This window comes from Nostoc sp. JL34 (assembly GCF_017114945.1).
Classification (GTDB): domain Bacteria; phylum Cyanobacteriota; class Cyanobacteriia; order Cyanobacteriales; family Nostocaceae; genus Nostoc.
In genome coordinates, this window is record NZ_JABXKQ010000006.1 from 1 (window position 1) to 21,127 (window position 21,127).

At 37.7% G+C, this 21,127-nt stretch carries 20 protein-coding genes and 1 pseudogene; 14 read left to right on the forward strand and 7 right to left on the reverse strand.

Features of this window, described 5'->3' with window-relative positions:
- Nucleotides 1–71: 71 nt before the first annotated feature.
- Nucleotides 72–572: pseudogene (locus HWQ44_RS00135) on the forward strand (MAE_28990/MAE_18760 family HEPN-like nuclease); the annotation flags it as partial.
- Between the two features lie 173 nt (nucleotides 573–745).
- On the opposite strand, the gene HWQ44_RS00140 reads toward HWQ44_RS00135, so the two are convergent.
- On the reverse strand, nucleotides 746–1,018 hold the full coding sequence (locus tag HWQ44_RS00140; protein WP_094348080.1) for a GlsB/YeaQ/YmgE family stress response membrane protein: 273 nt from the start codon (nucleotides 1,016–1,018) through the stop codon (nucleotides 746–748).
- A gap of 375 nt (nucleotides 1,019–1,393) precedes the next feature.
- Nucleotides 1,394–1,660, reverse strand: a complete 267-nt coding sequence (locus HWQ44_RS00145) for a hypothetical protein (protein WP_292713395.1) — start codon at nucleotides 1,658–1,660, stop codon at nucleotides 1,394–1,396.
- Between the two features lie 203 nt (nucleotides 1,661–1,863).
- Here HWQ44_RS00145 and HWQ44_RS00150 point away from each other — a divergent pair, with 203 nt between their 5' ends.
- From HWQ44_RS00150 to HWQ44_RS00190, 9 genes are all read left to right on the forward strand, one after another.
- Nucleotides 1,864–2,496, forward strand: a complete 633-nt coding sequence (locus HWQ44_RS00150; protein WP_292713397.1) for a bifunctional 4-hydroxy-2-oxoglutarate aldolase/2-dehydro-3-deoxy-phosphogluconate aldolase — start codon at nucleotides 1,864–1,866, stop codon at nucleotides 2,494–2,496.
- A gap of 113 nt (nucleotides 2,497–2,609) precedes the next feature.
- Complete coding sequence (locus tag HWQ44_RS00155; protein ID WP_292713399.1) at nucleotides 2,610–3,125, forward strand: L,D-transpeptidase; 516 nt, start codon at nucleotides 2,610–2,612, stop codon at nucleotides 3,123–3,125.
- Between the two features lie 681 nt (nucleotides 3,126–3,806).
- The gene (locus HWQ44_RS00160) at nucleotides 3,807–4,328 is read left to right on the forward strand and encodes a L,D-transpeptidase (RefSeq protein ID WP_292713401.1); all 522 of its coding nucleotides are present in this window, start codon (nucleotides 3,807–3,809) and stop codon (nucleotides 4,326–4,328) included.
- Nucleotides 4,329–4,415: 87 nt separating this feature from the next.
- Nucleotides 4,416–5,600, forward strand: coding sequence for a DUF58 domain-containing protein (locus tag HWQ44_RS00165; protein ID WP_292713403.1), 1,185 nt, complete (start codon nucleotides 4,416–4,418; stop codon nucleotides 5,598–5,600).
- Nucleotides 5,601–5,968: 368 nt separating this feature from the next.
- Nucleotides 5,969–6,334: a ferredoxin thioredoxin reductase catalytic beta subunit gene (locus HWQ44_RS00170; protein WP_100899363.1), complete on the forward strand. Its 366-nt coding sequence runs from the start codon at nucleotides 5,969–5,971 to the stop codon at nucleotides 6,332–6,334.
- On the forward strand, nucleotides 6,331–6,723 hold the full coding sequence (locus HWQ44_RS00175; RefSeq protein ID WP_292713408.1) for a DUF309 domain-containing protein: 393 nt from the start codon (nucleotides 6,331–6,333) through the stop codon (nucleotides 6,721–6,723). Before HWQ44_RS00170 ends, HWQ44_RS00175 begins: the two co-directional genes overlap by 4 nt.
- A gap of 232 nt (nucleotides 6,724–6,955) precedes the next feature.
- Nucleotides 6,956–7,456, forward strand: a complete 501-nt coding sequence (locus HWQ44_RS00180; protein WP_292713410.1) for an LptA/OstA family protein — start codon at nucleotides 6,956–6,958, stop codon at nucleotides 7,454–7,456.
- Between the two features lie 30 nt (nucleotides 7,457–7,486).
- Entirely contained in the window at nucleotides 7,487–8,215 is a 729-nt protein-coding gene (lptB, locus tag HWQ44_RS00185) for an LPS export ABC transporter ATP-binding protein (protein ID WP_292713412.1), read from the forward strand.
- Nucleotides 8,216–8,525: 310 nt separating this feature from the next.
- Entirely contained in the window at nucleotides 8,526–9,641 is a 1,116-nt protein-coding gene (locus HWQ44_RS00190; RefSeq protein ID WP_292713414.1) for an LptF/LptG family permease, read from the forward strand.
- Between the two features lie 134 nt (nucleotides 9,642–9,775).
- Here the strand turns inward: HWQ44_RS00190 and HWQ44_RS00195 are convergent, their stop codons facing one another.
- On the reverse strand, nucleotides 9,776–10,396 hold the full coding sequence (locus HWQ44_RS00195; RefSeq protein ID WP_292713430.1) for a CP12 domain-containing protein: 621 nt from the start codon (nucleotides 10,394–10,396) through the stop codon (nucleotides 9,776–9,778).
- A gap of 476 nt (nucleotides 10,397–10,872) precedes the next feature.
- Nucleotides 10,873–11,733 (reverse strand): phytanoyl-CoA dioxygenase family protein, encoded by an 861-nt coding sequence (locus tag HWQ44_RS00200; protein WP_292713415.1) that lies wholly within the window; start codon nucleotides 11,731–11,733, stop codon nucleotides 10,873–10,875.
- 887 nt (nucleotides 11,734–12,620) lie between these two features.
- On the opposite strand from HWQ44_RS00200, the gene HWQ44_RS00205 reads away from it, so the two are divergent.
- Nucleotides 12,621–14,057, forward strand: a complete 1,437-nt coding sequence (locus HWQ44_RS00205; protein WP_292713417.1) for a hypothetical protein — start codon at nucleotides 12,621–12,623, stop codon at nucleotides 14,055–14,057.
- 80 nt (nucleotides 14,058–14,137) lie between these two features.
- On the opposite strand, the gene HWQ44_RS00210 is transcribed toward HWQ44_RS00205, so the two are convergent.
- The 3 genes from HWQ44_RS00210 to HWQ44_RS00220 form a co-directional block, all read right to left on the reverse strand.
- Complete coding sequence (locus HWQ44_RS00210; RefSeq protein ID WP_292713419.1) at nucleotides 14,138–16,912, reverse strand: hypothetical protein; 2,775 nt, start codon at nucleotides 16,910–16,912, stop codon at nucleotides 14,138–14,140.
- Between the two features lie 63 nt (nucleotides 16,913–16,975).
- Nucleotides 16,976–17,401 (reverse strand): hypothetical protein, encoded by a 426-nt coding sequence (locus tag HWQ44_RS00215; RefSeq protein ID WP_292713421.1) that lies wholly within the window; start codon nucleotides 17,399–17,401, stop codon nucleotides 16,976–16,978.
- A gap of 200 nt (nucleotides 17,402–17,601) precedes the next feature.
- Complete coding sequence (locus HWQ44_RS00220) at nucleotides 17,602–17,748, reverse strand: hypothetical protein (protein WP_292713423.1); 147 nt, start codon at nucleotides 17,746–17,748, stop codon at nucleotides 17,602–17,604.
- A gap of 101 nt (nucleotides 17,749–17,849) precedes the next feature.
- Here HWQ44_RS00220 and HWQ44_RS00225 point away from each other — a divergent pair, with 101 nt between their 5' ends.
- The 3 genes from HWQ44_RS00225 to HWQ44_RS00235 all read left to right on the forward strand — a co-directional run bounded on the left by HWQ44_RS00225 (nucleotide 17,850) and on the right by HWQ44_RS00235 (nucleotide 20,670).
- Nucleotides 17,850–18,263: a hypothetical protein gene (locus HWQ44_RS00225; RefSeq protein WP_292713425.1), complete on the forward strand. Its 414-nt coding sequence runs from the start codon at nucleotides 17,850–17,852 to the stop codon at nucleotides 18,261–18,263.
- A gap of 529 nt (nucleotides 18,264–18,792) precedes the next feature.
- Nucleotides 18,793–19,887 carry a hypothetical protein gene (locus HWQ44_RS00230; RefSeq protein ID WP_292713427.1) on the forward strand — a complete coding sequence of 365 codons (1,095 nt, stop codon included), beginning with the start codon at nucleotides 18,793–18,795 and terminating at the stop codon, nucleotides 19,885–19,887.
- A gap of 426 nt (nucleotides 19,888–20,313) precedes the next feature.
- On the forward strand, nucleotides 20,314–20,670 hold the full coding sequence (locus tag HWQ44_RS00235; protein ID WP_148220383.1) for a hypothetical protein: 357 nt from the start codon (nucleotides 20,314–20,316) through the stop codon (nucleotides 20,668–20,670).
- Nucleotides 20,671–21,127 lie beyond the last annotated feature (457 nt).

A 21,127-nucleotide genomic window follows, 5' to 3' on the forward strand; every position in this document is an offset into this window, starting at 1 on the left:
ATTGCTATATCAGGCAAGTCCTATTGTCAATAGGCTTTGAGACGCGCTAACCCTGTTCATGGAACTGGGTAGAAAAGCATAGAGCCGTAAAGTATTTTTTAGAAGAAATTAGAGGAAATCAAAACACTGTAGAAGGAGAACTTAATGAATTAATTAGCTATCGAAACGACGCAGCCCACGGATTTCCTGACAATGTTCTAGGTTCTAATGCATTATTAGAATTGTGTGATTTCGTCGAGACTTTGTGTCAAGCACTTGCTGAGTTGGTCACTTATAAGGTTATTGAGCGCAAAAAATCAATAGGTCAAGCTAAGGAGGTTGGTAGAATTACTGAGTGGTATAAGAAGCATGAAGCTGGGGTAGCAAAGGTTGAGGAAACTATTTTATCAATTGGAAGTAGTCTTTTCCTAGTTAATGAAGGGTCATCTTGCTGCTATTTAGCTACTATTGAAAGCATTAAGATTGATGACATATCGGTTAATGAAGTGCAAACAAGTAAGGGAATGGAAGTTGGGTTGAAATTTGATGTGGATGCTAAAAAAGGGTTTCGCTTGTATCAATTATATGTTTGAAATAGGGTGAATTCATTTTTTGTCTTTAACTAATTTGATTATTTTGCAATAAATCAAAAAAATAACGCCTACCTATAATTAGGGTGGCGCTATTTTTTTAATTTAATTCACAGTTAAAAATAGTTAAATGAGTTTGCTAAATCTACTTCGTTAGATCGTCCGCAATTTTATTTTTATACAGCACTGCGGTTGGTTAACAAGTTCCACAAGAAAACTGCGACAATTGCACCAAGTACTGCTACCGCAATACCTGGGATACTAAGGCTAGGTGCTGCTAGAGATAAGGTTCCCGTACTGAAGAATACACCTAAACTACCGCCAACAAAAGCACCGATGATTCCTAGCACAATTGTTCCTAAAATTCCGCCACCTTGATGACCAGGGTAGATAGCTTTTGCGATCGCACCAGCAATTAGACCTAAAACAATCCAAGCAAGAATATTCATTGTTGTTAGTTGGTAAACGTTTTTTACTTACAAGTAAATATTAACTATTTTCATTTCTGGGTTTATCTACCATCAGAATTAATTATGAATATCCATGAGGAATAGGTTTAATTGTGACTAGATTTTTGATGTATGGCCCAATTGAGATAGATAATCAATTAAAAAAAAGCTCCTAGTAGGTCTTTAACTAGGGGCTTATCAAACTATTGCTTGGTAATTGCAGTATATGCCTTTTTAATGATCTCTCTCCTCTACTAGAAGAATTAAGCTGAGTTTTCAAAGACTGTCTCTAAAGTAATGTAAAGGAAGCAAGCAAAATCAGGCGATTGAGGCGATGGACTACGCCCACGCAACTTTATGTCTAGCTTTTAATTTTTAATTGCTTATCCGATGATCGCTACCAATGACTCGATGGCTAATAAATGGGAATAATCTGCGGTAAGACCAATGCATACTTAGGAAAATCAGACTTACCAAGGCTAGCAACATAACGCTCAGAATCGTTCCGTATGCCTTAGTGTGCCACCAAAATCTATTTGCACCTAGTCGTAGCAGCTTCCACAGGCTGACTATATCGACACTTTTGGGAGCGTGAATGGTAATTGGTAAGGATACTGCTGTGTTTTGTCGGGCAATTGTCATTTTAATTACTCCTTTAGACCCAAGCGGTGAGGCATTTCATCTTAAACTACGATAAATCGATAGACTTGATGTGATTCATATGCAATATCTCATAGCTTGATGCAAGAAGCAAGGTTTAAGGACATTAGGCATTGGATATTAGTATTGAAAATTAAGTATTTACTAGAGTGAAACTATTCTCCAGTCCCCAATCCCCAGTCAAAATGCCTAATCAAGTTTGGTTATCACAGTTGCAAAAACACCGAGCGATCGCAGTTATCCGTGCCCCTAAAATTGAAGTAGGGCAACAAATGGCAATGGCTGTAGCATCTGGGGGAATGCAGCTAATTGAGATTACCTGGAATAGCGATCGCGCCGGGGAGTTAATCAGTCAGCTACGTTCGGAATTACCAGCCTGTACCATTGGGACTGGGACGCTATTCAATGTGCAGCAGTTACAAGCAGCGATCGCATCTGGGGCGCAATTCCTCTTCACACCCCACGTCGATCCGGCAATGATTCAAGCAGCAGTAGAAAAAAATGTGCCGATTATACCGGGAGCGCTGACTCCTACAGAAATTGTTACCGCTTGGAGTCAGGGTGCAAGTTGTGTAAAAGTGTTTCCCGTGCAAGCAGTGGGAGGGGCTGATTATATCAAAAGTTTGCAAGGGCCGCTGGGTCAGATTCCCTTAATTCCTACTGGCGGCGTCACTCTCGAAAATGCCAAGGAATTTTTGCAAGCCGGAGCGATCGCTGTTGGTTTGAGCGGTGAATTATTTCCCAAAAAGCTTGTCATAGAGGGAAATTGGGAAGCGATCGCAACTCAGGCAAAAAACCTAATGCAAGAGTTACGTTAACTTAGAATCAAATCATCAAAAATTCCCGTCTATTAAAGTAATAGATAGGGAAATAAAGGTGAAACCTGATAAGTTTCTCAAGACCCCATGATTTGAGTGTGAGTGTATCTAAAATGAAAAGACAAATTTCTCCTGACTGGGTGCGTCGCTTACAAATAATCCTCACTGGTACAGCACTGTCTTTAAGTGTTTTTACTAATACTGGAACAAGTGAAGTTTGGGCGAATTCCAAAAATCAAGTGATTGCACAAACAATCCAGACATTACAACAATCAAATCAGCGCTGGATTCAAATTAATCTTTCCAAGCAACGATTAATAGCTTGGGAAGGTGACAAAGTTGTTTATGGAAGTGCTATTTCCTCTGGCAAAAAAGCCACTCCTACTCTTGTTGGGACTTTTAAGATTCAATCCAAGTTCAAAACTACGCGGATGCAGGGAGAAAACTATAATGTTCCCAACGTTCCTTATGCGATGTTTTACCAAGGTAATTACGCTATTCACGGAGCTTACTGGCATAAGAGATTTGGCACTCCAGTGAGCCACGGCTGTGTGAATATCGCACCGAAACACGCAAAATGGCTATTCGAGTGGGCATCAGTAGGGACACCAATAGTCATCCAGAAATAAAATAGTAGGTGAATAAACCACAAGTCAATTTAAGCAAAACCTTGAAGAAGAATTCAGAATCCAGAATTAATTAGTGACGGGTCTGAATCTCCCACTAATTTTATACCGCTAAATCCTTCGTGTAAGTAGGTTTCGCAGTAAAGATTTAGCTCATCGACAAGTCGGACAGAATTTATCCTGAATTATGAATTCTGACTCCTGAATTGTATTTAGATAAATAACAACAAATCAAGACAATTAAGTAATTCCCAGCATAAAATCTTGCTGGGAAGATTCGGAGTCGGAATTACTGAACTTGAAATAAAATATAGAAGAGGGCATTCAAGAATTTTCACACAAAAATCAGCGGAAATCCTGACAATTACTGAGTGAAACTACCAATGCAAAGATTAATTTGGGGAAAATTTTCATTTGTAGTTTCAATGACAGATTTTTTGTAAAATTTGTCTTTTGTAATTAGTCATTAGTCATTGGTCATTAGTTAGGATTCATCCTTTAATCAAGGACAAATGACAAATGTGCAAATTGAACGCAGATTAGCTTAGGACTTGTCTTGAGAAGCATTAGCGGATGAATTGCGTAAATCCTCCAGAGAAAGCGAGTAGTCGATCTGGAAATTTCTAGTGTTCCAGAAAATTACTTCACTTCATGATTTTTGCGTAATTTAAAAGATGAGGCATAATGCAAACTTGGATTCGCAGTGCTGGGATTCGTTCTTCAGGAACTTTTTGTACAGGCGTGGCGCTGATGGTGGTGACTTTATTCTCTTGGTCATCACCGTTAACAGGTACACCAAACTCGACTACAGCAACAGCCACGTCAGTCGACACTGTATCTAATAATATTAGCCAACCTCGCTGGATTGAAATTGACCTGTCAGAGCAACGGTTACGTGCATGGGAAGGTAATAAACTTGTTCATTCATACCGCATCTCTGGAGGTAAGCGATCGACCCCTACACCCATAGGTAGATTTCGGATTAATTCTAAGTATCGCACTCACCGAATGCGAGGCAAAGGCTACAATATTCCTGACGTTCCTTACACAATGTATTTTTACAGAGGCTATGCCATTCACGGTGCTTACTGGCATAATCGTTTTGGGACTCCAGTCAGCCACGGTTGCGTAAATTTACCTGTTAAGCAAGCTCGCAATCTTTACAACTGGGCTTCAACGGGAACTTTAGTAGTGGTGCGGCAATAATTCGTAATTTGTAATTACAACTATGGCTTTTTTGGCGAACCCCTGAAAGACTGTGAATTACGAGTGGTGTTGGGTTAAAAAAGAAACATGAAAATCATCAAACCCATCACCAATTGGTTAGAGACCCGCGCCAGTGCCCCTGCATACGGCGGTTGGGTACTAGCAGTCACAGCTGTTTGTTTTTTTGGCGCAGGTATTAATACGATGGCTGGTTGGCTGTACGCCATTAGCGGCATTAGTTTTGCCCTTTTGGGTGTAGCAGCCATCTTACCACCGCGATCGCTCACCGGTCTATCCATCACCCGCCGTCCCATGCAACCTGTGTCAGCAGGCGACGATCTGACGGTGGAATTAGAAATCTGCAATCAGACACAGCATCCTGTAAGCTTATTGCAAGTCAAGGATATTCTGCCCTTCGTCTTAGGGAAACCAGTACAAAAGGCAATAGAAACAATTCCTAGCCAAGGCACTTACCGTTGGGTATATTACCACCCTACTCAACGTCGGGGTATTTATCGTTGGAATACAGTAGAACTGGGTTCTGGTGCGCCATTGGGATTGTTCTGGTGTCGCCGTCAGCGTGATTGTGCTGCCACAGCGATCGTCTATCCTACAGTGTTACCCTTGGCTACCTGCCCCCTAGTAGATGAAATGGGGCAAGAAGAGAGCAAAAGGGGCGATCCTCGTGGTAGACCCTTGCAGACAGCGACAACGGGGTTGGTGCGATCGCTCCGTCCTTACCGCATCGGAGATCCTACCCGTCTAATCCACTGGCGAACTAGCGCCCGCTACGGGGAATTAAGGGTGCGGGAGTTAGAAATGGTTACAGGTGGACAAGAAATAGTTATTGCCCTTGACAGCGCTAGCAATTGGGAAGAAGAAAACTTTGAGCAAGCAGTAATTGCCGCAGCATCACTGTATTTTTATGCACAGCAACAGCAATTACAAGTGCAACTATGGACAGCATCAACAAATTTAATTAAAGGCGAGCGTTTTGTTCTAGAAACCTTAGCAGCAACCACAGCCCTAGAAGATGCTAGTGCAGTAGTTCCTAAAAGTTATCCTTTGATTTGGCTGACTCAAAACCCCCTGAGCCTTGCTACTCTTCCTCAAGGCAGTCGCTGGGTTTTGTGGCCAAATATTTCCTCATCAGCAGAACAAGAGGTAATCAATTGGCAACAGCCTGGTATAGTTTTACAAAGCGATGTCTCTGACGGGCTACGCCTACGCGCACTGCAACCCCAACTGCAAAAAACATTAAATTCGTATTAATCAATACCTGAGTCAAAAAACCACACCCTAGCAGGGCTTACGAACAAAGCCTGACATCAGTCTAATCAAAGGGGCGCGCTTGGCGTCTTCCCTTAGAAATGTCGCAGTGTCCTTTGTTGATGAGAATAAATCAACCTCTTGACTTTTAAGTTCTGCCTGAAGATGCAACTTGAATTTTAATTAACTTAGAAGTTAAACTTCTGTGATTTCCTAGATTTTGTCTGATCCCAGCACACCAAACATATCAGCCTTTGAGCCAAGGTTAAGACAATGGGAGCAAGCAATGTTGGGGAAATACACCCAGTAATCCCTTAGTGAGGCTGAGGTACAATGCAAAGAAATATTTAAATTATGAGCGGCCGATCCAAATGATCACATCAGAACATAACACAAAATCCAGCGATAAAAGTTTAGAGGCAATGCGGCATTTTTCCGAACAATACGCCAAGCGTACTGGAACATACTTCTGTTCTGAACCTTCTGTAACCGCAGTTGTGATTGAAGGACTAGCTAAACATAAAGACGACCTGGGTGCGCCTTTATGTCCTTGTCGCCATTATGAAGATAAAGAAGCTGAGGTTCACGCCACATATTGGAACTGTCCCTGTGTGCCAATGAGAGAGCGCAAAGAGTGCCATTGTATGTTATTCCTCACTCCTGACAACGAGTTTGCTGGAGAAAAACAAGACATCTCTCTCGAAACAATTAAAGAAGTACGAGACAGCATGGGATGAGCGAAAGCATCCCCCAAGAGTTTTGGCAAGGTGTAGAACAGTTTAATTCTGGTCAGTTCTACGCCTGTCATGACACTTTAGAGGCTTTGTGGATTGAAGCTGGTGAACCGGAAAAGACCTTTTATCAAGGCATTCTCCAAATTTCTGTAGCACTGTATCATTTGGAGAATCGGAACTGGCGAGGTGCAGTTATTCTACTGGGAGAAGGCAGCAATCGCTTGCGGCGTTACCCATCTAGTTACGGCGGCGTTGATGTAGATGAGCTATTGAGTCAGAGCGCAGCCTTGTTGACGACATTACAACAAATAGGGCCAGAGAAGATTGCCGCTGGCGATCTGAGTGAAAATCAAATTTTATCTTTGCCTAGAATTGTGCTAACTACTGATTAGACATCTGGTGAAAGAATTATGCGTTGCCCGAAATCCTTGGTAGGCACAATACGTGAATTGTGCCTACGTCATTTTCACTCAGATGCCAATTTCCTGAAACCTTGAGGTTGGGGGTAGCGTCACTATTTCAGCCAGTAGTTATCGTAAATCACTCCAGATTGGATATTTCATATCTGGATAAAGTACTTGAGATAATTAGAATACAAGCTGAAATCCTGAATCCCAAACTGCTATGATGCCCCGCTATCAATTGCCCATATCACAGATGCGTCGCTTTGGATTAGCTTTAATGCTGCCAGCTGCACTATTGGGCGTTTTTACCTTCCCTACCCAACTGCAAACCGCTACTGCACAACAAACATCTGAGGCAAATCGCCCTTTGACTATCCGTGCTGATGTGCAAGAATATGACGCCAAAAATCAAGTAATCACCGCTCGCGGTAATGTGCAAATGTTATATCCTTCTCGCCAGCTTCAAGCAACATCTGCCCAAGCACAGTACTTTAGTAAAGAACGTCGCATTGATTTCACTGGTAATGTCTATATTTTGCAACAGGGCGGTAACAGTATCCGGGCAGAGAAGGTAACCTATTTAATCGATGAAGGGCGATTTGTCGCTCTACCCCAATCCAACCGTCAGGTAGAGTCTATCTACATGATTCAGGAATCAGATAATCAGGGACAAAATACGACACCTGCCCCACAGACACCAGTATTCAAGCGTTCTAATTAGCATTTACCACCAGGAAAGGGTGCCTCCAGCGTGAAAATTGTTTTAGAGAATATTCACAAATCTTATGGCAAGCGAGTAATTGTTAATCGTGTCAACCTTTCTGTTGCTCAGGGCGAAATCGTTGGTTTACTAGGCCCCAATGGGGCTGGTAAAACGACGACTTTTTACATTGCTACAGGTCTAGAAAAACCTAATCAAGGAAAAGTCTGGCTGGGTAATCTGGACGTTACGGGAATGCCCATGCACAAAAGGGCACGACTGGGTATTGGTTATCTAGCACAAGAAGCAAGTGTTTTTCGCCAACTCTCGGTAGAGGATAATATTCTATTGGTGCTGGAGCAAACGAATGTGCCACGATGGGAGTGGTCAAGACGACTCACAACTTTACTGCGGGAGTTTCGGTTGGAAAAATTAGCCAAGAGTAAAGGAATTCAACTTTCTGGCGGTGAGCGACGGCGGACGGAATTAGCAAGGTCTTTAGCTGCTGGACAAGAAGGGCCAAAATTTTTACTTTTGGATGAACCATTTGCGGGAGTAGATCCGATCGCAGTCTCAGAAATTCAGCAAATCGTAGCCCAACTGCGCGATCGCGGCATGGGAATCTTAATTACAGATCATAATGTCCGCGAAACCCTCGCCATCACAGATCGCGCCTACATCATGCGCGAAGGACAAATTCTCGCTTTTGGCGCTGCTGACGAACTCTACAGCAACCCTCTCGTGCGGCAATATTATTTGGGGGATAACTTTCAAGTCTAAATTCACAATTATTTAGTTAATAGTTTCAAAGACTATTTTTTTTCATTTTTAAGCATAAATTTATTAATTAATTTAATTCTGCTTTCTCAGTCATTGAGAATTTAACTTTGATACTAAATACAGCAGTTTGCAATTAAGTGAGGTACAGAATCTAGACTTCTAGACCAGAGATAAACACTGTTTTTCCCCTGCCTCCTGCTGTATACTTTGCTTTCCCAGGGTTGCCAATATTTAACTCTTCAAGTTGCTTATGATATCAAAGAAGCTCACGTCTTTCTACAGTCTCCATTCGCTGCTGCCTTTTACGATCATGGATCGTTATCTTGCCAGCGAATTGTTAGCGCCGTTTTTCTTTGGTGTCGGAGCTTTTTCATCAATTGGCGTCACCATTGATGCTGTATTTGATCTCGTCAGAAAAATCGTAGAATCTGGGCTACCCATAGACATTGCTATTCAAGTTTTTTTATTAAAGTTTCCCAACTTTATCGTTTTAGCCTTCCCCATGTCTACGCTGCTGGCTACTTTGATGACCTACAGTCGTCTTTCTAGTGAGAGCGAACTAATTGCCCTGCGTGGTTGTGGGGTGAGCGTCTATCGCATGGTGCTAACTGCTGTGATGTTAAGTCTTGTGGTTACAGCAATGACATTTGTGTTTAACGAAGAAATTGCACCAGCAGCAAATTATCAAGCGGCGATGACTTTGGATAAAGCCCTTAAATCAGACAAGCCAACTTTTAAACAGCAAAATATTTTCTATCCTGAATACCAGGATGTTGTCCAGCCGGATGGCTCTAAGAATAGGATATTGACACGCTTGTTTTACGCTGACCAATTTGATGGGAAGCGGATGTCAGGGTTGACGATTATAGATCGCTCAACAAAAGGTCTGAATCAAATTGTGGTATCAGAATCCGCCCAGTGGAATCCTTCTCAAAATATCTGGGATTTTTATAACGGTACGATCTATTTTGTTGCTGCCGATCGCTCTTATCGCAACATCGTTAGATTTGAACACCAACAGCTGCAACTACCCCGCACGCCATTAAGTCTGGCAGAAAAAAGCCGAGATTATGGTGAGATGAATATTGCCGAAGCACTACAGCAACTAGAAGTGGAAAATCTTGGTGGCGATCGCCAAAAAATTCGTAAACTTGAAGTGCGGATTCAACAAAAAATCTCCTTACCTTTTGTATGCGTAGTTTTTGGCTTAGTAGGCGCAGCGATGGGAAGCATACCCCAACGGACTGGGAGAGGCACCAGTTTTGGGATTAGTGTCATAGTTATATTTTCGTACTACTTAATTTTCTTCATTAGTGGTGCGATCGCACAAGCAGGTGTCCTTTCTCCCTTTATGGGGGCTTGGTTGCCCAACTTTGTTTTTTTGGGAATAGGTCTATTCTTATTGATGCGAGTTGCCAAACGCTAAATTGAGAAAGCTAGAGAAGAAGACGCGGGATGCGCGAAGTAACGATGTAGAGAGAATATTAGATATATTTCTTTGCATCACCGCGTTCTCTTCCCACTTTGCGTCACCGCGTCCTCTTCATCTCCCCATCTCAATTACGGGTGATAATTTCGACATTCCGGTGCATCTGGATTTTCCTTGCAGTATTCTTCAAAAGAAACTTTGGCTGATACCATACCTTCAGCTTTCTGATGAGCTGCTTCTGCCTGAAGTTCTTCTACCTCATCCCAGGCGACTGCACAGGGTTTAGAATAAGCACCTTGTTCAGTGCAAATAGCACGAGCCTGCTCAATTGCTTTTTGAATTCTCTCCTCCAGCAGAAGCGCTTTTGGCGCTTCCACAAAGTCGCTTTTAGTCAAAATGTCGGTAATCGAGATGATGCCCAACAGTTTGCCTTGAATCACAGGTGCGCGATGAATACCAGTGTTAGCAAATAACCGCGCTACATATTCCACACCCAAATCAGGATTGACCACAATGCAGGGCTTGCTCATAATTTCGTAAACCCGCACTTGCTTTGGATCTTTACCGTAGGCTGTTATCTTATAGACAATATCCGTTTCTGTGACAATGCCATAAGCATCGTTGTCATAGCGACGATCCACAACCAGCGCCCGCAATCCTTTATCTTTCATCAGCCCCACCGCTTCAGCAACAGTTGCCGAACCGCGAATGGTAACTACATCTTTGGTCATGATATCTTCAGCTTTCATCATTGCTGTAGTCTCCTGGTTAATAGTCCGGTGCAGCACAGCGCCCTCATGGACGTATCGAAGCATTGCAGCGCACAGTTGGCTAACTAAAAAGTAAAAAAAGTTGAACTTTTGCCCAGCTACAACAATAAATTAGACCAGTTATCAATTCCTGATGTTATCCAATGTGACCAATACCCAAAAAGTAAGCATAAATTGCGATAACATTCTGCTATTGAACCTCACAGCACTAGAAGTGGCGTGATTCCGGCTTCAACGATCTCCGCCTGAATTACTCCAGGGCTTATAAGTTCTCTACAGGCGTTGAGAGAATCCCGGATACTATTAGTAGTAGAGTCACCTACTATTCGATTCTGTGTAACTAATGCTCTTTTACTAACCCAAGTTGCGGGTTATAGATGAATAGCGATAATGATCGTGAGGAATGCTCTTTTTGCAACCTATCCGATACTTCCATCAGATATGACTCAGTATCTATTTTAAAACTTGATGCGAGAGCGAGAAAACTGGGATAACGCATCAGGTGCTAGAGGAGTGACAGGTCGATAATCTTGACTTACAAGAAAATCTGGTCGGGGATTTTGAACTGGTAAAGGAATATTTTCAATACTGTTATAAGTAATAATTACAGTAGATCGCCCAAATGGGGAGATATTATTTGAGGAAGCATGTACAAGATTGCTATCAAAAAATAATACAGAACCAGCCGCAGCTTTTATAAAACTAATTCCATACTTTGATACTAAATTAGCGATTAATTCCTGGCTAAGAGAGTACTTCAAATTAGCACTAAAACTTGATATCCATGTATTGCTCTCACCAGAACTATTAGAATTTGTGTTTGTCACTCTAGGACTATGATCTGTAATATCAATCATCTCTTCTTTGTGGGAACTAGGGATAACAAATAATGGCCCATTAAATTCGTTCATATCATCTAATAAACACATAGCATTGACTACTTGTGGTTTTGGCATTCCATCCTCCTTGCGCCAATATATATAGTCTTGATGCCATTTCCAAATATCACCAGTAAATGCTGCCTTAAGATTTACTTTAAATTGATATATATATACTTGATTGCCAACTATTTGCATAGCAGGCTCAACAATGAATGGATGTCGTGTTAAGCAATTGAAAACATCATTTGTAGTATGTGAACCGTGAAGTGAACGTACAGTCTTACCATCTTTCTCAATAATTTTTTTGGGTGAGTTTTCTGTAGAGAGAGCAGATAACTCTGACTTCATAATTTCGACTTCAGTCCGGGAAAAGTATTCTGATAATAAAAGAAATCCTTGATTTCTATAGATTAACAACTGTTCTTCTGTTAGGTACATATTAAAACCTTAAGTCTATGAATAGGTCAAAGTTAACTCTTTTAAAATTTCAGGACATTGCCAGGAATACTTAAATAGGTTTAATCATTTTTTATGGGTTATACTACTCAAAAAATTTTAAAGCCTTCATAACTGTTCTAAGTATTAATGATTTATACCAATTCTTTATGAAGCTATGCTAAATAAGGCTTCAAGGATAAAATCGTAAGAAGTGAAAGAAGCAATCACATCAGGTGTAATTGCTTTGAGGACATCTTATTTTTGAAATACACATAGGGAACGTTATGTCTCTGGCTAACGCACCATCCGAAGGTTTTGGTGTCGTACTTTCGGCGATAACATACCCTACATATACTTAGATTTTTGCAAATATACGTAGTTGTGTGAAAAGACTAAAATGGTGCAATGGCATGTTGATAACACCTGACATATCTTTTTTACCATACTCAGTGCTGAGTGCTGAGTACTGAGTAAAAAGAGTACTCAGTAATTTCACTCTTGGGTTTTTGCCCCGTCCCTTGTGGACGGAATCTTTTTGTATGGAGTTGGTTGATACCCCGCCTCTTGTGGCGCGGTCTTTCACGCTCTTTGCCGAGGCACTCGGAACTCAGCACTCCTCATCTTAAAAGGGTCACACTCCTCTACTTCCACTGCTTCAGCCCCTTTTTAAAAAGTAAAAAGATAATCCCCATAAATTTATTTATGGAGATTTTATCGGGATGTATTGTTTCACAGCATGTCGTGACAAACAATGTATAAATAAATGCACAAATAACGAGCGCGGAGGGATTTGAACCCCCGACCCACAGAACCGGAATCTGGTTAAGAACGATATAACTAGCATTTTCTCAGTTTTCTCTGACTTCACTAGGCAAGTTGAGAGAAAGATGAGAGAAAATCAGAAGCAAGTCACACCAAGCGATATAGCCAATCATCTCATAGGTTATGAACGTTTGCTAGACTTCTTTAAGGAAGCGCAAAACCAAACACCTAAAGGAATAGGACTTAAAAAAGACAGTAAAGCTAGTGGTACTTATATCCTCCTACAATTCAAACTCGGTGATAAGCGTGTAGCTAAAGCGTGTAACTGTGCTTTTACGATGGATGGGATAGCTAACGCACTCAGAAAAGCTAAACAAGTTAGTGAAGCATTAGGGAAGTTTAGCAGTGAGACAGAGTTTTTAGTTTGGTATGATGAACACATATTAGAAAAAAACCAAGTCAAGAATGACTTGATTATATTCAATGAAGCTATCAAGTTAGTAGAAGATAATTACTGGAATAGCTACACCAAGAAACGTCAACCACGAGATAGAAACAACCCTAGCCATCAATCATGCTGGTATGAAGTGTACTATTGTTTCTACAAAGAACTCCCGTTAAATAATAGCATCAACATTACCGATATGATGGATGTTATTAATAGCAAAATCAAGGGTAGTAAACGTTTTAAAGATTGTGTTTCAGCAATGAAAAAACTTTGTGAGGTAACAGATAATAGCAAGCTACGGGATGAATTAGGCAAATTAGATATAGTACAAACTAAGTTTAAAGAAAATCTCCAAAGCATCTCATTAGAAGATTTTTTTGAATTAAGAGAAGAAATTGTAAATATTCCTGAGAATGATGCAAGAAGTAATATTGATACACGAAAATCATGGTTATTTGTATTTTCAATGCAGGTAGTGTATGGATTGAGAATTAGTGAGGTGTTTGCAATTCAGAACATTGACAAAGCTTTTAGAACAAAAGACGGCGTAATAATCCCAGCATTACAAAATGCTAACAATAAAGAGATGATTGCAGTTGTAGGAAGTGAGACAATATTAGGCACTACTACTAAAACTGGTTATCGTTTAGCTGTTCCATTAGTTCCACCAACCTATCCTAATTTGATTGATAAGTTAGAGATTAAATCAGGTGAGTTGCCAGTGTTTAATTTAAATTCACAGAATCCAAACTCAATTAGAGCATATATCAGTCAAAGAGCTTACAGAGTATTAACCAGATGGGCTAAAAACTCTAAGTTCACTCAAACTCATGCTTTACGTCACCTAGCCAATCTTAACGGGATGATGGCAGGAATACCGTTAGAAAAAAGAGCAATGTCATTAGGTCATTCACCCGCTATGAATGATACTGTGTACAAAAAAAGACAAACAACTAAAACAACACTGGATTTACTCACACAGTCTACTAACCAAGCTATTCCGCTACAGTCAGCAGTTGCTATAGCTCAAAAACTAGGGTGTACTGATGAGAAGTCAATCAAATTACTGGCGGCTATTTATAACGTGCATGAAGATGAAATCCAAGTGAAATAACCCTTACACGCACTATTTATTGAATACCTGCAAAGTATTAAAGTTCACCTATATCAATTTTGATACAGGTGAAATTTTATTTAAATCAAGATTTCCTCATCATCTCGGATAATGACTACTTCTTTAGGTGTAGAATCATCTTCTATTCCTATCCTAGCTAATCTTTCTAGGTGAGGTTTTCTTTCTTCATCAGTTAGTAAAGTATTTTTTACAGGGAAATTGGTAAATAATTTCACTACAACATCTTCTCTTAGATGCCTTGCTCTACCTATTGCTTGTTCTATTTGTTCTTCTATGAAATGAAATTGTATCTTTTGCAAGCTCTCACTTTGAAATGTATTGAATAAACACACAATGCCATTATGTTCAACTATTCGATTAGCAAGTTTAAAGTCTGATGTTCTAATATCAATACCTAAAGCAGCACCATACAGCAAATAGTCGGTTAGTCTTAAATGTGGTGTACCTACTACTGCGATATCCTTGCCTTTTAGCTCATCAAATCCCTCACATTTCCAGTAATAAATATCTTCTAATGCGTTTTTTATCTTGTGCCTAAATTTCTTAAAGGTAATAGTTGGTAAGTCTTTAATTTGTTCTGTTATATAATCGGTGTGTTCCTGTAAACTACGCTGACTGTAACTATACTTACGATTTTGGTCGATTAATCCGATGGCATCAACATTATCAATATTATAGAATTTGACTCTATCACCATATAATGCCTTGTATATAAACTCTGAAGCTGTAGCAGACATTATAATTATTTTCTTGTTACCTAGAATTCCAGAGTTTAAACTGTTGTGCTTAATAAATTCGATAGATTTAACATCAGTATCATCTTCACTGTCAGGTAAATGTTTTGCATATTGGTCACTATCTAAAAACCTAAGTACTGCTGTGGATAATCTACCAGTATCATTTTGAATTACCTCAGCTTCAATATTACTCATATTGCTTAAGCCTAAAGCTTTAGTCTTTTCTATGCAGTGAGGAACATTATTTATAATGGATTCACAGAAGCTACTTAATACTAACCTATCATTTTTATTTTTTACTACAGTTAGTAACTCTTTCAAATCTGCTAAAGTAACACTACCTTTCTCTAGTATTTGTCTTAGTGGGTCTTCATCGAAAATATAAGTATTATGCTTATCAAAATTGACGTACATTGCTTGAGTATGAGTAGTAAGTACAGTGTTACTGGATTTGTAACTATTTAATTTACTTCTCCAGTAATTATGAAGTGCTGGATATCTCTTAGCTTCCTTACTTATCAAGTCATTAGCAGCAGTGTAAGAACCAATTTTGTAGCAATATTCCAACTCATCCTTAAGTTTTTGTGGAATATTATTAGGTAAAATCGGTGTTACCTCACATTTACTATTATTAGAAAATAAATCTATCTTTTCTTGCTTTAAAGCATGGTTAGGAAAAGCTACAACAGCTTTTATACTTAACTCACCTAACAACTGTGCTAATAGTGTAGTTCCACCTAAACCAGTAGCTTTTTTAATGACGTGTACATCGGTATCATTACTTTGGAGTATTTGAATTAAAGTAGAATGCAGCTTTTCTTCAGCAGTAGCTAATGTCATAAGTGTTTCTTGTGTTCTCCTATAAAAATATGTGCGGTTAATCCTAGCAGCTTCATATATATTGCTATACTCCCAATCTTCAGAGAAGTCACTGAACTTATACAGGGATACTGCATGGTAATCATACTTTCTACACTCTTTAACTAAGAATTTTTTCTCATTAGCGTACAAAGGATTATTAGATACAGTCTCTATAAAAAACTTCTCACCACCTTCGATAAAGCGTAGGGATGATGCAATACCTAGTAACTGTACATGATTCAGTTTGATATTAGGATTGCAAAAATCTTGGAATATTTTAACCCTATTAGCTAGCTGTTCAAAATCTACTCCACGTAGTATTTCATAGTTTGCCGTTCTTGAGAATACAAGGCTATTATCATTACTACTTACTCTCTTACTTTCTATAAAAGTAGCGTTTTTTGGATTAAATACCGCAATTCCCTTTATATTATCTAAAGGGTTTTGCGCTAATTCATCCACTTTTAACGACTTATCTAATCTGTCTAAGTTACGAGAGAGATTAGTAGTAGTATTTAACCTTGTATTGACTAAGGAGCGGGTAGCTACTAATAAATTATTAACATTTAGATACTTATCGTAAGCTGGAAAAAATACTGTGTACTCTCTACTACCTAAAAATCTCCTAGTAGGATTCTTACAAGCCTTATCTTGTTCTGGAAATAATATAAAAAGCATATCTACAATAGCTTTTCTCTCTTTTATATCTGTAATTGGTTCAGGTAACTGGAATACTACTCTAAACTTATGGTGTTGAGGTGTATGTCTTAATGTAGTATAAGCAAAACAATGTTGTATTTGATATTCATTTAACCTTGTAAATGTTTGTTTGATAGTAAGGGTATCGTCCATATCGATACAAAATATTGATTGACTCTCCCAATTTTTATCTACGAGTCTTTTTTTGACATCGATATAACCTGGTATAAACAAGTTACCATTTTGTACTCTTTGTGCTAATTGAAAAGCTGTGGCTTCAGTAGTAAATTCTCTTTTACGTTCATATATAGTAGCTAAAGCTTCCTCACCTTCAGGTTTATTATTAACTTTTTTAGTATCAATAATTAGTTTGTGTTTGACTGTATCTAAATACTTCCTAAGTACAGGTTTTTTACGGTTTTTACCATGTTCTATGAGTTTTTGTCTGTATGCTTCATAAACAGATGAACTATGACGTATATTTTCTTGAGAAACACGTAGAAAATCGTTATAATTAGAGATAGTTGTATTGTTCATATTTTTACTTAGTCTTTGCTGTAGTCGATTATTGCCTTTAGTTGTGGTTAGCTAAAGGCTATTCTAATTTGTATAGAACTCTGTCCAATGTCTAAATTTTTCTCGATTAGTGTAAAAATCTCGCTTATTTTCTGACTCAGTTAGAATATTTAGCACTGCGACCCGTTCATGATGGGCTGCAAAGTCTTTTAGTATTGCTGTCAATTCACTTTCTGGTAGAGAATCGATATCATTTAAGTCAATATTTCTGCTACGGATAAAATTGTAAACTAATTCACGGAAGGGTATCACATGATTGCACTGTGCTTTACGTGAATTTATAATTTTGTATCCCGTTAAATCGCTGTAATAGTATCCGTTAGGATGTAATTTAGAAGCTTTGAATTCTGCTATTTGATTTTTAACACTATCCCTACACTTTTGAATAAAATCGTCAAGTTTAGCCTTATCTGGATGTTTCTTTATCTTAGTTGCTGTTGATGTCGTCATTGTCTTCGATATTGTCAATAATAAATTGGGAGTAGTCCTCAAACTTACTCGTATAATTTTCAAGTTTAAAACTCATGATATCTATGATTTTCAGACCTCCTAAACCCGTATAATTACCTTTAGCTAGTCATAAAAAATAGCTTAGTTTCAACCTCTATCGAATTTAGATACATTTTGGTGTTTGGTATGGTAGGGTATTTTTAGCAGGTGACTAATTCCTTAGCAGCCTCCAAAGTTTGTAAATCAGCACCCTTAATAGATTTAATTCCAATTCTGACTAAATCATTTTGGCTGACACCTAAACGCTCACTTTCACTTTTTAATAATTGGATAGTATCGTTGTTCATTCTGATACTTCTAACGGTCGATATTTTCTTAGTCATTATTTGTACTACATAAAAACTACTATAATATAAATATAGCATAAATAAATGAATTATGAAGAACCATGAACATACAAAATTATTTTATACGTAGACACCAATTTAACAGGATGAAAGTGTCAAGAGTAAAAACGAATACTATAGAAAATACACCACATACTAATAATGGTGTACCAATCGAAGCTAAACCGCAAATTCAAGGATTAGAGTACAGTTATAAACCAATATTGACTACTTTTGCTTTGATGGCAGTACCTCTAGCACTAACTGCTAACCTCTATTCAGATGAGCCGCCTACAAGAATTGTTGCATTACGTATCAAAGGAAAAAACCAACCTTTGACAGATGACGAAAAGAGAGAATTAAGGGATTTTTACAGTTTTGCCAACCGTAAAAATTTACAGCAACAGAAAGAAGACGATGGTTTTAGAAAGCAGGTTATTGGGGACTCTTTTAGAACTATTAGAAAATTGATTTAAATAAAACCCCTACAGTAGCAGCTAATGGTTTATCAGTTAGAAAATGATTGAAAGCTTACCGTAACTTTGCTGAGAAGTTATATCTCTTTCACCATGTCCCAAAATTTCACTTAAAAGAATTTCCTAATTTACTGACCTAATTTTAATGCTTTAATATCGCCTTGTGCTTCTAATTGAGAGTGTGCGTAACGGTAACTTGCAGCATAAAAGTAGACTAAGGTTTACAAGGTCTACAGTCTGAGAATGAAAATCAATCGGCACGGACGCGCCGAAAGTTCTGACTCAGTAAGAGATACAGCTTATTTTCAGTCATGGCTTAGACAATGACCGAGATAGAACTTTATTTGGCGTGTGCCTGTTCAGTGCTTGCCGTATACGTGAGTGTTGTACCCTCTTGACCACAGACATTTACACGCCCAAAGGTTATGAAGAAAACTACTCCAGAGTAATTATTGCTAAATAGGTGCGATTTTTCCTTGTAGCTTCAAAAACTAAGTGTTACTATTTACTAGTAAATCGCATATCTACTATGAACAATAATTCTCAAGGAAATCAAAGTAATCCAAACAATCAACTTATAAGCATTTCTAACACTAATTCTAATACAGGTGGATATGTAACTTTACCTATAGCTTCAGACCAATTTCAAGAATTTATTGTAGCTCTTTTAGGAAGACCACAAACTATTGAGAAAATAATTGCTGGAAGTTTTGAGTTAAATTGGAACGATATACAAAATTTTAATGATTTAATAGACCAAAGGTTAACTCAACAAAATCAAGCTGTTCTTATTAGTTTTCAATCTAAAATTTATTTTAATGATGATTCATCTATACTATTAAACTCTTTTCAAGAATTGATTACTTATCGGGAAATAAGACCAATTATTCCAACAGCTTTGGATATGAGTTGGGATTATTTAATTCATTTTAATAATAAACAACATCCAGAGAAACAAACTATAGATATACACATACAGACGGCTTATCATGAATTAGTTGGTATAGGTAGAAATAAAAGGAATGAAATAATGTTAGAAAATTATAATATAAATAAAAATTTTATTCAATTATCAATAAAGTATACAGCTAGAACATGGGGAATGGATATGCAATCTCTACTAGCTTCTCAAATAAATTCTCTAATAAAAATAGAAAATAGTCAAAAAAGATTTGTTAATAAACATAGTACATTAATCGGAGCCATTTCTGGTACAAGCTTTTTTCTAGGTTCTATTATAGGAACATATTTAGCTAGTAATGCATTTATAAAAAATAGATTAAATAAAGTAAATTATGATTTAAACAGAATACAAACATTACCAGACAAAATAAATATAATTGCACAATACATAGTAAATGGAGAAACACCAAGATATTACTTGTTAGCAGCTATTTATATATTACTTTCCTTAATAGCATCTTTTATAATATTTGCAATAGTTTTTGATAAAGCAAATAATGAAAAGAGAAGTTTTATTCTATTAACAGATAAAGCAATTCAAGATAAAGAATCTACTCTGAAAAAAATAGATAAAAAATGGAAAGAGTTTATATTGTCTATTGTGATTAGTTTTATAGTAAATGTTCTATCTAGCTATCTATTTGCTTACATAACACGTTGATACTATTTTTTGTGTATGTCTAGACAGTAGAACTTAAATAAAGTGTAGTTACAATTTGAAAATATTAGTTGTTAAAATACTGTTCTCATAAGCAGAATTCTGATAAGTAGGTACAAAAAATCCCTACCGTCCAGTGGCAGTGAATGAAGCTCTATAAGGTGGTCGCCTACCATCTTTTAAATACGGAATTATCCCGTATTATAAAGTCATCGCAAAAACCGAGGACTTGACCACCTTTTAAATAGGCTTTAAAAGCCTTTTATGAGATTGTTGTATTTTTCTACAACCTGACCATTGTTAAAATTGGCTAGGGTTTTAGATTTTAGTAACGTATAATTAAACATTTTTAGGTTTAGCATTTTCACTTAATGAAAATAACGTAAAAATAGGTTAACTTTGAAAAGTTAATTTACTGAAATGTTTAAAATGTCAGAGAATATTCAACTTTTCTTCACATCTATTACGATAATTTTACAAGATATCAAGGAATTAAGCGTTAAATATAAAAATGAGCCTAGATTAGGGTTAACAGAAATTATTAAGATAGCTCAAAGTCAAGGTTATGACTTAAATATAGAAGAATTAAAAAAAGTCATAACTACTTTTATGGATTTTAAAAAAGAAGAATTAAAAAATAAAGAATACAAAACTAAAACAATAACCTTAGAAGGATGTAGTAATAAAGCTGTAACAGGTAATGAGACTTATGACCAAATAACTTATTATTGCCTACAGTATTTGGATAACGATTTTTTAGAATCAGTATATCAACAAAAATCATAACTCTATAAATCTGATTTATTCAGATTTAGACCCTAGTCGTTATTGGCTAGGGTTTTGAATTGTTCAAGGATACGTAGAGAGTGAACTGTGTCAGGTGCGCTCTATAGTGGGGAGTATTTTATTCTATAGAGGACACCTGGCTCATTAGCCTAAAATGCTTCCTGTATATAGGTTACAGCGATTTAATTAACTTAGCTGATTATCAAGCAAACAGACACCTGAATCAGCAGATTTTAAGTGTTTTAGATACACGAAACAGTAATATTTTAGATATTCTTTTTAGTAGAAAACTAAAGGTCTGACTCAAGCCAAAGTAGATACTATAGAGACGGTAGAACAGTTAGAACTTCCTACAAACTAGAATAGACAACCTTTTTGGGGAAGGTTGCCTATCGTGTGCGATAAGTAAGACGAGGTGAAAAAACCAAACTATGTAAAGATAAGTAAATACGTACAA